We start from the raw sequence: 15615 nt of genomic DNA, 5'->3' as shown, positions 1-15615 counted from the left end.
AGGTACGGCAGTCGTGCTCTCACCGTCCTGCAGACGAACGCGCTTCTCAACCAGGTGAACGCGCTCCCGAGGAGGTGAACGCGCTTTCAGACAGATGAACGCCGCTCTAGGTAGCGTTCACCTACTCTAAAGCGCGTTCACCCCCAAGAAAGAGCGTTCACCCCCAGGAGAGCACGTTCACCTCAGACCCAAACCCGACGCCGACGCACGACGCCAGACGCACCACCCAAGCCCGCCGCTCGCACCCGCCTGCACCTCACGACCTGCACCATGGGCTGGGCGGTGGTCACCCGCCGTCGCCCGCACCCGCCTGGACCTCACCTCATTGACGTCATCACCACACGCATCCGCACCCCACTGCCCGCACCCCGGACCTCACACGGAGCGCGGTGCGGCGCAGGACGACCAGGTCAGCCCGTCCAGGACCAGCACGGCCACCTGTGACCCCGCGCCACGACACCCTACAGAGTTTCGGGTACCCGAAATTTAGGCTAGGCTCGTTGCCAGCCCCCGGGGCGGGCCAGCGCTCCCCGCGCCCGCCCCGGGCCGGCACCCAACCACCAGCACATAAGGAGACCCTCTATGACAGGCGCCGTGACCATGGACGCCCCGGCAGCCCTGGCCCAGGCCGGGCTGCGCAACCCCTACGTCCACGAGTTCGTCACCGAGTGGGCCCGGATCCTCACCCCCCAGGACGTCGAGGTCGTTAACGCCGACGCCGACGAGCGTCTTCTCGCCCAGGCCCTGGCAGCCGGGGAGCTCATTGAGGCAGGCCACGGCCGCTACCTGGCCCACAGCCACCCCAAGGACACCGCCCGCTCCGAGGAGCGCACGGTCGTGGCCACCCACGACCCCGCCGATAGGGGCGTCTACAACAACTGGCGCGACGCCACTAAGGTACGTACCCAGCAGGTCGAGCGCATGAGCGGCGCCATGGCCAGCAAGACCATGTACGTCGTCCCCTACCTCATGGCCCCTCCCGGTTCTCCCCTCTCTCGGTGGGCCGTCGGCGTCGAGATCACCGACAACCGCATCGTGGTCCTCCAGATGCTGCGCATGGCGCGCGTGGGCGTGGACTACCTCAATGACCTGGACGACCCCGGCTTCTTCGTGCGCGCCGTCCACGCCACCGGTGACCTGGACGCCCTGGGCCAGGGCACCAAGGAGGACCGCCGGCTGTTCGCCACCATCGCCGACGAGCGCACCATCCTGCACTTCGGCTCCGCCTACGGCGGCAACGCCCTGCTGGGCAAGATCGCCCACGGCCTGCGCCAGGGCTCCTACGACGGCTGGGCCTCGGGACGCTTTATGGGTGAGCAGTTCATGCTCATCGGCATCCGGGACAAGGTCACCGGCCGCACCTACCACGTCTGCGGGGGCATGCCCTCGGCCTCGGGCAAGACGAACCTGGCCATGATGCTGCCCCCGGCCGCCCTGGGCGAGCGCTACGAGGTCGACTTCTACGGCGACGACATCGTCTGGCTGCGCGTGGGCGAGGACGGGCGCGTCTACGGCATGAACCCCGAGTACGGCACCTTCGGCGTGGCCAAAGACACCAACTGGGAGTCCAACCCCAACGCCATGAGGGCGGTTGCCGAGGGCACCGGCACCCTGTTCGTCAACGTCGCCTACCACGAGGGCACCAAGGACCTGTGGTGGGAGGGCAAGACCCCCGACTACCCGCTCGACGTCACCGGCTGGCGCGACTGGAAGAACGAGCTCGTCTCCGAGCGCCCCGTCGCCCACCAGCGCTCGGGGGCCGACGAGGACCTGTGGTCGCAGAAGAACTCGCGCTTTACCGCCCGCCTGTCCGTGGTGCCCAATATCGCCGAGGACTACGAGCGCAGCGAGGGTGTGCCGATCGACGCCATTATCTTCGGCGGGCGCTGTCGGGACCGTGAGCCGCTCATCCGCGCCATTACGGACCTGGCCGAGGGTGTCTACGACGGCCTGACGCTGGGTGCCGAGGCGACCTTCGCCGCGGAGGGCACCGAGGGGCGCCTGCGCTACGACCCCATGTCCATGCGCCCCTTTATGTCCTTCCCCGAGGGCGCCTACGCCCGCCACTGGCTGGACGTGCTGGGTGCCGCCGAGCACAAGCCGATCTTCGCCCACGTCAACTGGTTCCAGCGTGACCCCGACGATGGCCGCTTCCTGTGGCCCGGGTACGGGGAGAACCTGCGCGCCCTGCTGTGGCTCATGGACCTCAAGGAGGGCCGGGTCACAGGACGCCGGACCCCGGTGGGCATCGTCCCGCGCGTCGAGGAGCTCAACCTGGAGGGCTTTGAGGGCAGCCACGAGGACCTCGACCGCCTCCTGACCATTGACGTGCCCCGCTGGCGCCAGGAGATGGGCCTGCGTCAGGAGCACCTGTCCCAGTTCAAGGGCCTGCCCGGGGAGATCTGGGAGGCGCACCGACGGGTGGCCGCCGCGCTGGACGCCCAGGAGGCCCAGAAGGCCTAGAAGGCCCGAGGAGCGTAGGCCCCGCCCCTGAAAGCCCGGCCCCCGCCCCTGCCAGCTAGACACGGCAGAGGCGGGGGCCGGCAAGGAGTACCACCCTTCGCCGTCCCCGCAGACGGACGCACGACGACGGACACACCACCAAGGTCCAGCAACCATACTCCCACCGTCCCCGCAGACGAACGCGCTCCTGAGGAGGTGAACACGCTCTTAGGTGGGTGAACGCGCTTTTAGGCAAGTGAACGCCACTCTAGGTAGCGTCCACCTACCTTAAAGCGCGTTCACCAATAAGAAGAAGCGTTCACTCCCAGGAAAGCACGTTCACCTCAGACCCAGGACCGACGTCGAAGCACAGACCCGACACCGCACACACCACCCAGACCCAACAACGCACGCACGACAGACGCCCGAGGCAGCCAGAGCCCGGCGGAGGGCGCGCGTCGGCTCACCGACGCCCCACCCACCGACACCCCACCAACCAGTACCCACCCACCAGCGCCGGGGAGCGCCCATAAGGCTAGCCTCACCTTGTGTTCGCCCCTGAGATTCCCTACAGTCATGGGTGCCAGCCAGAGCCCCTCGGGCCCTGGGAGGGGACCAGCCCCTCACGGCAGCACGGCCGCACCTAACCCGGTAGGCCCCTCACACCACTCGACAACGAGGTTCCGAATGGTCCAGCGACAGCTCCCCAACCCGTACGAGATCTTTGACCTCCTGCACTTCAAGACCCCGGACCTCAACGGCCGTCGTCGTCGGCTCACCGCCGCCCAGACCATCTGGGACCTGCGCAAGATCGCCAGACGCCGCACACCCGCGGCCGCCTTCGACTACACCGACGGCGCCGCCGAGGGCGAGGTCTCACTGCGCCGGGCACGCCAGGCCTTCCGGGACGTCGAGTTCCACCCCGACATCCTCCACCCGGCCCTGGACGTGGACACGTCCTGCCAGATCCTGGGCGGCACCTCGGCCCTGCCCTTCGGCATCGCCCCCACCGGCTTCACCCGCCTCATGCAGACCGAGGGCGAGGTGGCCGGTGCCGGGGCCGCGGGCGCCGCGGGCATCCCCTTCACCCTGTCCACCCTGGGCACCACCTCCATCGAGGACGTGCGCGCCGCCAACCCGGACGGGCGCAACTGGTTCCAGCTCTACGTCATGCGCCAGCGGGAGATCTCCTACGACCTGGTCCGGCGTGCCGACGCCGCCGGGTTCGACACCCTCATGTTCACCGTGGACACCCCGGTGGCCGGGGCCCGCCTGCGTGACCGGCGCAACGGCTTCTCCATCCCGCCCCAGATCACCTTGGGCACCGTCCTCAACGCCGTCCCACGCCCGTGGTGGTGGTTCGACTTCCTGACCACCCCCAAGCTGGAGTTCGCCTCCCTGAAGAGCACCGGCGGGACCGTGGGCGAGCTCCTGGACAGCGCCATGGACCCCACCATCAGCGACGCCGACCTGGCCGTCATCCGCGACATGTGGAAGGGCAGGATCATTGTCAAGGGCGTGCAGAACCTGCACGACACCAAGCGCCTCATCGACCTGGGGGTCGACGGCGTGCTGCTGTCCAACCACGGCGGGCGCCAGCTGGACCGCGCCCCCGTGCCCTTCCGGCTCCTGCCCGAGGTGGTCCGGGAGGTCGGCAAGGACGCCACCATTATGATCGACACCGGCATTATGAACGGCGCCGACATTGTTGCCGCCGTGGCCCTGGGTGCCAGTTTCACGCTCATTGGGCGGGCCTACCTGTACGGGCTCATGGCCGGCGGGCGCCAGGGCGTGGACCGCGCCATTGAGATCCTCACGGAGGAGATCGTACGCACCATGAAGCTGCTGGGGGTAGCCAGCCTGGCCGAGCTCGAGCCCCGGCACGTCACCCAGCTCACCCGCCTGGTGCCGGTCAGGGGGCAGGTCCGCGCGGCCGCGGACTCGCTCTAGCCGTACTTCACTTCCCCTGACCACCGGCGACGTACCTTCGTCACCGGGAACGTACCTTTGTCACCGGCGACGTACCCTAGAAGCCCTCTAGGGTACGTCGCCGACAGCTAAGGTACGTTCCCGGTGAAAAGGCGGACCCAGCGCCCAGACCCACCTCCCGGGCACGCCGCCCGGCCCCGGCGCCGCCCGGCGCCCGGGCCTCACACGGTTCGCCTCACACGGTGCGACGCAGGACGACCGAGTCCCAGCCCGCCAGGTGTCCGGGGACCCCGCGCCCGCTGGGGAGGGCCGCGGAGGCGGGCAGGGAGGCGACCAGCACCCGCGTCGCGTCGTCCCACTGCCCCAGGTCCAGTCCCTCGGCGGCGAGCCGACGCCGCAGCGCGGAGCCGGCCCCCGTCTCCAGGCCCTCCCGGGTGCACGAGGCCACCAGCAGGACCTGCTCGCGCGTGCCGTCGGCGCCCACGAGCTCGCGCAGCACCGTCCAGGACCCGGGGTCATCGGCGTCGAGCAGGCGGAAGGTACCCAGGGCCACGACGGGGTCGGTGTGCCGCAGGGCGATGAGCGCCCGGTAGTGCTCGAGGACGCTGCCCCCCACCCCCACCTGGCTGGCGACGTTGACCTCGGTGCAGCTGGGGGCCACGTCGATCCAGGGCGTGCCCGTGGTGAAGCCCGCCCGGGGGCCCGCGTCCCACTGCACGGGGGTGCGGGCGTTGTCACGCGAGTTGGCGGCCAGCGAGGCCAGCACCGACGCCGGGTCGTCCCCCGCCCCCACCCGCTCGTGGTAGTGGTTGAGGCTCTCCAGGTCCCGGTAGGAGCTGACACCGGCGAAGACCGTGTTGACCATGCCGATCTCCTCGCCCTGGTAGACGTAGGGGGTGCCGCGGTGCAGGTGCAGCACGGACGCCAGGGTCTTGGCGCTGACCTCCCGCCAGGCGGGGTCGTCGTCGCCGAAGCGGCTCACGGCCCGGGGCTGGTCGTGGTTGTCCCAGTAGCAGGAGTTCCAGCCCCTCTCCCCGGTCAGGCGGCCGGAGGCGTCCACGGCCGGGGCCAGGGCCTCCTGCCAGGCGGCGAGGTTGCGCTTGAGCGCGACCCGGTCCACGGGCCTGGGGTCGAACTTGCCGCCCGGCCCGTCGGCCAGGCCCACGTGCTCGAACTGGAAGACCATGTCGAGCTCGCCGCGGGCGGGCCCGGTGTAGAGGGCGGCCTCGGGACGGGTAACGCCGGGGGTCTCCCCCACCGTCAGGACGTGCACCGGCTGCCCGGCGGCGTCCACGCGCCCGGCCAGGACCTCCCGGTTCATCTCGGCCAGGAACTCGTGGACGCGCGGCCCGTTGACGACGGCCCCGAACCCGTTGCCGTAGCGGGCGCCGGGGGGCACGGGGGCGTCGGTGAGCGGGTAGGTCTTGGAGATGAGGTTGATGACGTCCATGCGGAAGCCGTCCACGCCCCTGTCCAGCCACCAGCGCATTATCGCGTAGACGGCCCTCCTCACCTCGGGGTTCTCCCAGTTGAGGTCGGGCTGCCGGGGGCTGAAGAGGTGGAGGTAGAACTCCCCGCGCCCCTCGTCCCAGGTCCAGGCGGGCCCGGAGAAGGCCGAGCCCCAGTTGGTGGGCTCGGTGCCCGCCTCCCCGGGGGCCAGGCCGGGCACGTGGCGGGCCGGGCGCCAGATGTACCAGTCGGCGTGGGGGCTGGGGGCGCCGTCAGGCGGCACGGGGCCGCGCCGGGAGGAGCGGAACCAGGGGTGCTCGTCGCTGGTGTGGTTGACCACCAGGTCCATTACCAGGCGCATGCCGCGGGAGTGCAGGCCCGCGACGAGGGCGTCGAGGTCGGCCAGGGTGCCGAAGAGCGGGTCAATGTCCTGGTAGTCGGAGACGTCGTAGCCGTTGTCGTCCTGGGGGGAGCGGTAGACGGGGCTGAGCCAGACCACGTCCACGCCCAGGGCGTCCAGGTAGTCCAGGCGGGAGAGGAGACCGGGGAGGTCGCCCACGCCGTCACCGTCGCTGTCCTGGAAGGAGCGGGGGTAGACCTGGTAGACCACCGCGTGGCGCCACCAGTGCGGCCCGCTGCCTGCGTGGCGGGGCGAGGGGACCAGAGGCAGGGCGGGGCCGCCCGCCGGGGTGGGTGTGCTCATGGCAGGAGTCTCCTTTACTTCTGGGAGCCGCGCATGACGCCGGAGATGACCCAGCGCTGGGCGAGGACGTAGACGAGGACCATGGGCGCGATGGCCATGAGGTAGGAGGCGAAGGCGACGGTGTAGTTCGTGTTGAACTGCCCCTGGAAGACGTACTGCGCCAGGGGCAGCGTGGCCCGGGACTCGTCGGTGAGGATGACCAGGGGCAGGAGGAAGTCGTTCCACGCCCACAGGCAGGTCAGGATGCCCACGGTGGCGTTCATCGGGGACAGGAGCGGGAAGATCACCTTCCAGAAGACGCCCCACCGGCTGGCCCCGTCAATGGCCGCGGCCTCCTCGAGCTCCACCGGGATGGACTTGATGAAGGAGGTGTACATGAGGATGTTGAAGGCCAGTCCGTAGACCGTGTAGAGCAGGACCAGGCCGGCCTCGTTGTCCAGGTGCAGCCAGGCGGTCTCCTTGACCACCGGCAGCATAATGATCGGGAAGGGCACGAAGAGGGCCGCCACGAAGTAGTAGTAGAGGCGGCGGAACCACTTGCGGTGCATATTGCGTCCCAGGGCGTAGGCCACGAGGGAGTTGGTCAGGAGGGTGAGGACCACCGCGCCGACGGTAATGACCGCGGTCTCCAGGAGGCGCCGGGGGTAGTTGGTGGTGGTCCAGGCCTCACGGAAGTTGTCCAGGTTCCACGAGCGGGGCAGGGAGAAGCCGGAGGCGGCCAGCTCCTCGGGGGTCTTGAAGGCCGTCACCACGGTGAAGTAGAGCGGTACGAGGACGGTCAGGCTGAGGACCACGGCCAGGGCGGTGGTCCACCAGCTCACGCCGTAGGTGCGGCGACGCCGACGCCTGGGGGCGGCGGGGGGCACGGTGGCCAGGGTGGAGGTAGGCGTGGTTGCGGACATGTCTCAGACCCTTTCCCGGCTCTGGAAGAACTTCAGCTGTGCGAAGGAGACGGCCACGACAATGAGGAAGTAGATAATGCCGTTGGCCGTCTGGTAGGCGTACTCGCCGCCCTGGAACCCGTTCTTGAAGATGAGGAAGGAGATCGACTGGGTGGCCGTCCCCGGACCGCCGCTGGTCAGGGCCACCACCTGGTCGAACACGCCCAGGAAGTTCTTGAAGGACAGGATCATGTTGATCCCCATGAAGGGGATGATGAGGGGCAGCGTCATGGAGCGCAGCCGGCGCCAGGGGCCCGCGCCGTCGAGCGCCGCGGCCTCGTAGATCTCCTCGGGGACGGTCTGGAGCCCGGCCAGGTAGATGATCGTGTTGTAGGCGGCCGCCTGCCACACCCCCACCGCGACGATGGCCAGCCAGGCCAGGTCCTCGTTGGCGAGCAGGGACGTGCTCAGCCACTCCCAGCCCAGCTCGCGGCCGATGAGGGGCAGGTTGTTGGTGAAGAGGTAGCTGAACACGTAGGAGACGATCAGCACCGGCAGGATGTAGGGCAGGAAGAAGACGCCGCGCATGAGGTTGCGCGCCCTCATCCGGGAGTTCAGCAGGAGCGCCAGGCCCAGGGCGATGACGTTGGTCAGGACGGTGGCGACGAGGGCGTACTTGAAGGTGAAGACGTAGGAGCCCCAGATAATGTCGTCGGTGAGGAGGTTCTTGTAGTTGGTCAGCCCTACGAACCGCCACTCGCCGTAGCCCTGGTAGTTGGTGAAGGTGTAGAAGAGGCCGGTCAGGAGCGGGACAGTCAGCAGGGCCGTGAAGAGGACCGCCGCGGGGGCCACCATCCAGATGTAGGCGCGCTCGACCCTCCTGGGTCGGTTGGCGCCGCGGCGAGGCGAGCGTGAGGGGGCCGGTGGCGCCTTCGGGGCCGCGGCCCTGGGCGCCGTCGTGCTGGGTACAGGGGTCATGGTCTGTCCTCCTTCGTCCTCAGGCGGTCTCGGCCAGGCGCTTGACGACCTTGTCCCACTGGGTGTCCAGGGTGGAGACGAGGGCGTCGACGTCGCCGGAGATGAGGAACTGCTGGATGTAGGCGTTCAGGGTGACGGCGGGCGGGAAGTTGTGGTCGGAGTAGGTGGCCACGCGACCGGCCTCGAAGTAGGGGTTGAGCCCCTCCAGGGCCGGGTCCTCCGCGACCAGGCCCGTCAGGGTAGGGTAGGCGACCTGCTGCGTGCAGTAGGAGGCCTGGTTGGTCTCCTGCATGAGGTAGGTCAGGAAGCGCAGGGACTCCTCGGGGTGCCTGGGGCTGACCCCCGTGCACAGGGCCACGTCCACCCCCGAGACCACCTTGGTGTCCGCCTCGTCGTCCGCGGGGGTGGCGAAGGTGCCCAGGTTGATGTCGGCGTTGTAGGAGCGGATGGCGGGGATGGCGTAGGTGCCGTGCCAGTACATGGCGGCCCGGCCCTGGGCGAAGCCCTGGTTGGCGTCGTTGTAGCCGAGCTCGAACTTGCTGGGGTTGCCGTAGCCAGCCACGGTGCGCATCTTCTCCAGCACGGGGGTGAGCTCGGAGAAGGAGACCGCGCCCTCGCGGCGACGCTGGTACCAGGCGGCGACGCCGTCGGTGAGGTAGCCCCCCGAGATGGAGGAGAACATGGGGGCTCCGGTCCAGTTGTCCTTGAAGCCCCAGTAGAAGGGGGCGATGCCCGCGGCGGTGAGCTCGTCGCAGATCTCAATGAGCTCCGCCCAGGTGGTGGGCGGGGTCAGGCCCACGGAGTCGAAGACGTCCTTGTTGTAGATAATGCCTGAGCCGTTGTCCGCGAAGGGCAGGCCGTTGTTCTCCCCCGCCGCGCCCGCGCCGAGGCTGGTGAGGATGCCGGCGATGGTGGGCTGGACCCGTCCCAGCAGGTCGGAGCCCGCGAAGTCGTGGAAGACGCCGGTACGGGCCAGGGCGCCGTAGTTGTAGTCGGCGTTGATGGTCACCAGGTCGGGCATGTCCCCCTTGACCAGGCGCACGCGCAGGGCCGTGACGTTGTCCGCCTGGAAGTTCTGGGTGACCTCGATGTCCGGGTTGGCCGCGTTGAAGTCGGCGCAGATCCTGTCAAAGAGGCCTATGGCCTCGCTCTTGAACTGGAAGAGCTCGAGGCGGACCCTGCCGTCCCGGCCCGAGGAGCAGGCGGCGAGCGAGCCTCCCGCCGCCGCGAGCGCCGCCGCCCTCGCCGTCGTGGCGAGGAAGGAGCGCCTGCTCAGTGCTGTCATGGGAACCTCCCGGTGCGTCGTTGCGATGACGAGATTATTTTGCCCCTAAATAAAGAGGAGCGCAAGCGAGGACCTGGACCTGTCCCGGCGTCAGCCACCACGCCACCGTCTTCCTCTCCTGGCAGAAGAAAGACCGGGGCCGGGACGCCGCGGCCGCGCCGGTCAGGCACAATGGGCCCATGACGACGCGTCGCCCGCCCACCCTCCCGGAGAACCCCTGGGCGGACCTGACCGGGACCCAGCGGCGCATCGTCCTGGAGCTGCTGCGCCACGGCCGCCTCTCGCGGCCCCAGATCATGGAGGCCGTCGGCATCTCCCCCGCCTCCATTACGCGCCTGACCGCCCCGCTGGTCGCCTCCGGGCTGCTCACGGCCACGGCCGAGCAGGTCGCGGCCACGGGACGCCCCCAGACGCCCCTGGCGGTGCGGGCCGAGGCGGAGAGCATCGTGGGCGCCACGCTGTCCGTCACCAGCCTGACGGTCGTGGTCACGGACCTGACCCTGACCCCTCACGCCTCCGTCCAGGTCCCGCTGGGGTCCCGCTCCCCCGCCGACGTCGTCGCCCTCCTCAAGGACACGGTCGCCGAGGCCGTGTCCGGGGCCGGGAGGCTCCCGCCCCCGGCCTGCGCCGGGATCTCGCTGGGCGGCGCCACCCGGGGCGGCCGGGTGGTGGGCGAGGCCACCTTCTACGGCTGGTCCTCCGTCCCCCTGGCCCGCCTGGCGGAGGAGGCCCTGGGCGTCCCCTGCACGGTCGCCAACGACCTGGTGGCCCTGACCCTGGGCGAGGCGTGGTTCGGGGCCGGCCGCAGTCACCGCCGCTTCGACGTCGTGACGGTCGGGTCCGGCGTGGGCTTCGGCCTGGCCTGCGACGGGAACGTTGTGACGACGCCCTCCGCCGAGCTCGGGCTCATGGGGACCGTCCCCGTGCCCGACGGCGCCCGCCCCGCGACGGCCCGGGCGGCCATGGACACCCTGACCGACTCGGCCCTGGAACGTGTCTGGCGGACCGAGTGCGGGCGGTCCCCGCTGGAGGCTGCGCAGGTGGTGCGCCTGGCCGTGCAGGGTGACGCGGACGCGGTGGCCGTCGTCTCCTCCTTCGCCCGGCGCCTGGGCCGTCTCATTGCCATGGCGGCGGCCTTCACCCTGCCCGAGGTGGTGGTGGTGGCCGGGGAGCGCGCCGACGTGGCCGCCCTCTTCGAGGACCAGGTCATGGTGGGCATCAGCTCCCTGCGGCGCTCCTCGGCCGAGGACGTCCGCCTCGAGGTGCGCGAGCACCACCGGGCCGACTGGGCGCGGGGTGCCGCCACCCTGGCCCTGCGCCACCGGGTCATGCCCGACGGCCCCGCCACCTGACGTACCACACCCCACCCGCCGCCCACCAGCCAGGAGCCGTATCGTGTCATCGCCCCTGTCCACCGCCCCCGACCGGCCGCTGCCGGCACCCGCCCGCCCCGAGGCGGTGGTGGAGGGGCCCGGCTACCGCTTCACGGTGCTCACGAGCCGCCTCATCCGCATGGAGCACCTGGCGGTCCCGGGCGGCTTCACCGACGCCGCCACCCAGCTCGTCACGAGCCGGGACCTCGGCCCGGTCCCGGACTTCCGGGTCCGCCGCACCGGCAGCGGCGAGGGCGAGCGCGTCGAGGTCGTCACCGAGCACCTCCACCTCACCTACCGCCCCTTCCGGGGGTTCTCCCGCACCGGCCTCCAGGTGGCCCTGCGCACCCGGGTCATCCACCCCCACGGCGGCACCTGGCGCTTCGGGGACACCTGGGACCCTCAGGAGCCCTACCCCACGAACCTCGGCGGTACCGCCCGCACCCTGGACGAGGCCGACGGCGCCGTCCCCCTGTGCCCCGGCCTGCTGTCCCTGGCCGGCTGGGCCGTCCTGGACGACTCGGCCTCCCTGCTCCTGACCGAGGACCAGTGGGTCCGTCCCCGCCCCGGTGCGAGCCCCGTGGACGGCTCCACCCCGGACACGGACCTCTACCTCTTCGGCTACGGGCAGGACTACCGCGCGGCCCTGGACGACTTCTTCCGCCTGACCGGACCCACCCCGCTCATTGACCGGGCCCTCCTGGGCAACTGGTGGAGCCGCTACCACGCCTACTCCGAGGAGGAGTACCTGGCCCTCGTGGACCGTTTCGCCGCCGAGGGCGTCCCCCTGTCCGTGGCCGTGGTCGACATGGACTGGCACGAGGTGGACGTGGACCCGGCGATCGGCAACGGCTGGACGGGCTACACCTGGAACCGGAGGCTCTTCCCGGACCCCGGGCGATTCCTGGCCGCCCTCCACGGGCGCGGCCTGGAGGTCGCCCTCAACCTCCACCCGGCCGACGGGATCCGCCGTCACGAGGCCGCCTACCGCGCCGTGGCCGCCCGGCTGGGCCTGGACCCGGACACGGGCACGGGCATCCCCTTCAATATCGGGGACAGGGCCTTCACCGACGCCTACCTCACCTGCGTCCACCACCCCCTGGAGGAGCAGGGGGTGGACTTCTGGTGGCTGGACTGGCAGCAGGGGGGCGCCACGGACGTCCCGGGCCTGGACCCGCTGTGGATGCTCAACCACGTCCACTACCTGGACTCCGGGCGCGAGCGCCCGCAGGGCCCCGGGGGCGGGGCCAGGCCGGCGGCCCCCGCCCGCCAGGAGGCGCCTCTGCCCGCTGAGTCGGCCGCCGGGCCGGCTGCCCGGCGGGAGGAGGCATCCCCGCCCGCCGGGTCGCCCGCCGGGCCAGCTGCCCGGGAGGGTGCCACCGGGGGCGGGCCGGGTGCGTGGCGTCGTCGGCCGGTGACCTTCTCCCGCTTCGCGGACGCCTCCAGCCACCGCACGCCCGTGGGCTTCTCGGGGGACACGCACGCCACCTGGGCCTCACTGGCCTTCCAGCCGGAGTTCACGGCCACGGCGGCGAACATCGGCTACTACTGGTGGTCCCACGACATCGGCGGGCACATGCTCGGCACGGCCGACCCGGAGCGCTCGGCCCGGTGGGTGCAGCTGGGCTGCTTCTCCCCCGTCAACCGCCTGCACTCGACGAGGTCGGCCTTCAGCTCCAAGGAGCCCTGGCGCTACAGCCGGGACGCCCGGGCCACCATGGAGGCCTACCTGAGGCTCCGGCACCGTCTCGTCCCCACCCTCTACACCTGGGCCCGCCGGGCCCACAGCCAGGGCGTGGGCCCGGTGCGACCGCTCTACCACGACCACCCCCGGCAGCCGGGGGCCTACAGCCACCGCACGACGTTCCTCTTCGGCGACCTGCTGGTGGTCCCCATGGTCCACCCCCTCGACGCCGTCACGCGCCTGGGCCGGGAGGACGCCTGGCTGCCCCGGGGCACGTGGTGGGACGTGGTCACGGGCCGACGCTACGAGGTCCTCCCCGAGGGCGGTCGTGAGCTGTCCTTCTTCCGGCCCCTGGAACGCCTCCCGGTCCTGGCGCGGGAGGGCTGCGTCCTGGTGCTGGCGGGCGACCTGTCCGAGGCGGCGGGCTCGAACCCGGTGCACCTGGCGCTCGTCCTGGTCCCGGGCGCGCCGGGGACGCGCGGTGAGTTCGTGCTGGAGGAGGACGACGGCTCCCCGGAGCCCGGGGACGACGCCGTGACCCGCACCACCCTGACCGCCAGCTGGTCGGCGGAGGGCGTCAGGCTGTCCGTACGCGAGCAGGGGGCGCAGGGCGTCGTGCCCTCACGCCGCCGCCTCAGGCTGGAGATCCTGGGCGTGTCGGCGCCCGGTGCCGCACAGGTGCGCCTGGACGGCCGCCCCCTGGACGTCCCGACCGCTGCGCGCCAGGCCGACGGGACGACCCTGGGGGGCGGGCTCAGCGTGGACCTCGGGGTCGTGGACGCCACCGCACGACGACGTGGGACCACGGTGGAGGTGGGCGGCCTGGCCGTGCGGCAGGCCCCCTGGCAGGAGGAGGTCCTCGCCCTGCTGGAGGAGGCACGGATCGACTACATCGTCAAGGACGCCGCCTGGGCGGCCGTGGGCTCCGGGCTGACGGGCGCCGCCCTGCTGGCCTCCCTGCGGGCGGCCGGCCTCGGTGAGGGCCTGCTGGGGGCCGTGACGGAGGTGCTGTAGCCCCGACCCCTTAAGGGGCCCTCACCCCTCCAATCCACTACCCCCTTCCGCTCCGAACCCGGGGTGACACCACCTGCCGATAAGGAGCGGTCATGATTAGCCTGGTTCTCATAGGCGTGCTCGGAGGTCTCATTACCGGGATCTCCCCCTGTGTCCTGCCGGTCCTGCCTGTCGTCCTCCTGTCCGGGGGCACCCGGGCGGCACGGCCCGACGCCGGACCCGAGCCCCCCTCCCGGTGGCGCCCCTACCTGGTGGTCACCGGCCTGGTGCTCAGCTTCACCGTCCTCACCCTCCTGGGATCGACCCTGCTCACCCTCCTCCACCTGCCCCAGGACCTCGTCCGCTGGACGGGGATCGTCCTGCTGGCCCTCATTGGCGTGGGCATGATCGTCCCGAGGGTCATGGAGGTCATGGAGCGCCCCTTCGCCCGGTTCCAGAGGCTGGGCTCGCGCAGCCCCTCCGGCGGCCTCGCCCTGGGCCTGGTCCTGGGCGCCGCCTACGTCCCCTGCGCCGGCCCGGTCCTGGCGGCCGTCTCCGTGGCGGGCTCCACCGGGAGGATCGGCGCGGACACCGTGACCCTGGCCCTGTCCTTCGCCCTGGGCGCCGCCGTGCCCCTGCTGGCCTTCGCGCTGGCGGGGCAGAGGGTCACCCAGCGTCTCAGGGCCTTCCGCTCCCGTCAGAGGGGCGTGCGCCTGGCCGCCGGGGCCCTCATGGTCGCCCTGTCCGTGGCGCTCGTCCTCGACCTGCCCGCGTCCCTCCAGCGCTCCCTGCCCGACTACACCGCCTCCCTCCAGGCCGGCGTCGACCGGTTCCTCAACGGCAGGGGCGCGGGGTCGAACCGGGCCTGCGTCCCGGGCGCCGACCACCTGGCCGACTGCGGCGCCCTGCCCGCCGTCACGGGGGCCACCGCGTGGCTCAACACCCCCGGCGACCAGCCCCTGAGCGAGGCGGACCGGGCGGGAAAGGTCCAGCTCATCGACTTCTGGGCCTACTCGTGCATCAACTGCCAGCGCTCCGTCCCCGGTATCCAGAGGCTCCACGAGACCTACGCCGCCTACGGGCTGCAGGTCATCGGCGTCCACTCCCCGGAGTACGCCTTCGAGAAGGAGACGGACAACGTGCGCGAGGGCACCAGGAGGCTGGGTATCACCTACCCCGTGGCGGTGGACTCCGACCTGGCCACCTGGCGGAGCTTCGGCAACCGCTACTGGCCCGCCCACTACCTCGCCGACGCCACCGGCCAGCTGCGTCAGGTGGCCTTCGGGGAGGGTGGTGAGGCCACCACCGAGAGGCTCGTGCGTGAGCTGCTGCGTCAGGCCGACCCGGACGCCGCCCTGCCCGAGCCCGTGTTCACCCCCGAGGACGACGCCCCCACCGTGACGGGGTCGCGGACCCCGGAGACGTACCTGGGGGCGGCCCGGGCCTCCACGTTCGCCTCCGGACGTCTCCCGGAGGGCCGCCAGGAGCTGACCTTCCCCGACTCCCTGGAGCCGGACACCTTCGCCCTGGAGGGCACCTGGGACGTGGGGCGGCAGTCCGTCTCCCCCGCGACCGGCCCCGCCCGGCTGCGCCTGGCCTACCACGGCAGGCAGGTCAACCTGGTGGTCTCCGGCGAGGGCGACCTCACCTACAGCGTGGACGGCGGCCAGGAGCGCACCCTCCACGTCTCCGGGGTGCCCGACGCCCTGGAGCTGCTCAGCACGCCGCAGACCAGCAGCGGCACGCTGGAGCTCACCGTCTCCCCCGGCCTGGCCCTCTACTCCTTCACCTTCGGGTGACAGGTCCCCCGGACGCCACCCGCCCCACCACGACACCGGGGCGCCGGGGCGCCACGCGGGCGTCCAGGGCGCGCAGGCCGGCCCGCAGGCCACCCCCGC

Annotated in this window: 9 protein-coding genes; 5 read left to right on the top strand and 4 right to left on the bottom strand. The window is 71.3% G+C overall.

Translation table 11 applies throughout. From position 1 onward, the window contains the following. Window positions 1–582: 582 nt before the first annotated feature. Both JJJ15_RS11475 and JJJ15_RS11470 read left to right on the top strand, forming a co-directional pair. Entirely contained in the window at window positions 583–2463 is a 1881-nt protein-coding gene (locus tag JJJ15_RS11475) for a phosphoenolpyruvate carboxykinase (GTP) (RefSeq protein ID WP_246742055.1), read from the top strand. 666 nt (window positions 2464–3129) lie between these two features. Continuing rightward, window positions 3130–4392: an alpha-hydroxy acid oxidase gene (locus JJJ15_RS11470; RefSeq protein WP_106108761.1), complete on the top strand. Its 1263-nt coding sequence runs from the start codon at window positions 3130–3132 to the stop codon at window positions 4390–4392. A gap of 214 nt (window positions 4393–4606) precedes the next feature. Here JJJ15_RS11470 and JJJ15_RS11465 read toward each other — a convergent pair whose 3' ends face one another. From JJJ15_RS11465 to JJJ15_RS11450, 4 genes are read right to left on the bottom strand one after another with little or no spacing between them, the layout of a single operon-like run. Further along, window positions 4607–6523 (bottom strand): alpha-glucosidase, encoded by a 1917-nt coding sequence (locus JJJ15_RS11465; RefSeq protein ID WP_200510820.1) that lies wholly within the window; start codon window positions 6521–6523, stop codon window positions 4607–4609. A 14-nt stretch (window positions 6524–6537) separates the two neighbouring features. After that, complete coding sequence (locus JJJ15_RS11460) at window positions 6538–7425, bottom strand: carbohydrate ABC transporter permease (RefSeq protein ID WP_200510819.1); 888 nt, start codon at window positions 7423–7425, stop codon at window positions 6538–6540. 3 nt (window positions 7426–7428) lie between these two features. Continuing rightward, window positions 7429–8382 carry a sugar ABC transporter permease gene (locus JJJ15_RS11455; RefSeq protein ID WP_246742054.1) on the bottom strand — a complete coding sequence of 318 codons (954 nt, stop codon included), beginning with the start codon at window positions 8380–8382 and terminating at the stop codon, window positions 7429–7431. A gap of 19 nt (window positions 8383–8401) precedes the next feature. Continuing rightward, window positions 8402–9667: an extracellular solute-binding protein gene (locus JJJ15_RS11450; RefSeq protein WP_200510818.1), complete on the bottom strand. Its 1266-nt coding sequence runs from the start codon at window positions 9665–9667 to the stop codon at window positions 8402–8404. A gap of 179 nt (window positions 9668–9846) precedes the next feature. Here JJJ15_RS11450 and JJJ15_RS11445 point away from each other — a divergent pair, with 179 nt between their 5' ends. The 3 genes from JJJ15_RS11445 (at window position 9847) to JJJ15_RS11435 (ending at window position 15516) form a co-directional block, all read left to right on the top strand. Continuing rightward, the gene (locus JJJ15_RS11445; RefSeq protein ID WP_200510817.1) at window positions 9847–11019 is read left to right on the top strand and encodes an ROK family transcriptional regulator; all 1173 of its coding nucleotides are present in this window, start codon (window positions 9847–9849) and stop codon (window positions 11017–11019) included. 43 nt (window positions 11020–11062) lie between these two features. Then, window positions 11063–13738: a TIM-barrel domain-containing protein gene (locus tag JJJ15_RS11440; RefSeq protein WP_200510816.1), complete on the top strand. Its 2676-nt coding sequence runs from the start codon at window positions 11063–11065 to the stop codon at window positions 13736–13738. A 92-nt stretch (window positions 13739–13830) separates the two neighbouring features. Further along, window positions 13831–15516, top strand: coding sequence for a cytochrome c biogenesis protein CcdA (locus JJJ15_RS11435; RefSeq protein ID WP_200510815.1), 1686 nt, complete (start codon window positions 13831–13833; stop codon window positions 15514–15516). Window positions 15517–15615: the final 99 nt, after the last annotated feature.

Source organism: Actinomyces sp. HMT897 (assembly GCF_016626125.1).
In the GTDB taxonomy this organism is placed as follows: Bacteria; Actinomycetota; Actinomycetes; order Actinomycetales; family Actinomycetaceae; genus Actinomyces.
This window is presented reverse-complemented; position numbering and strand designations above follow the sequence as displayed.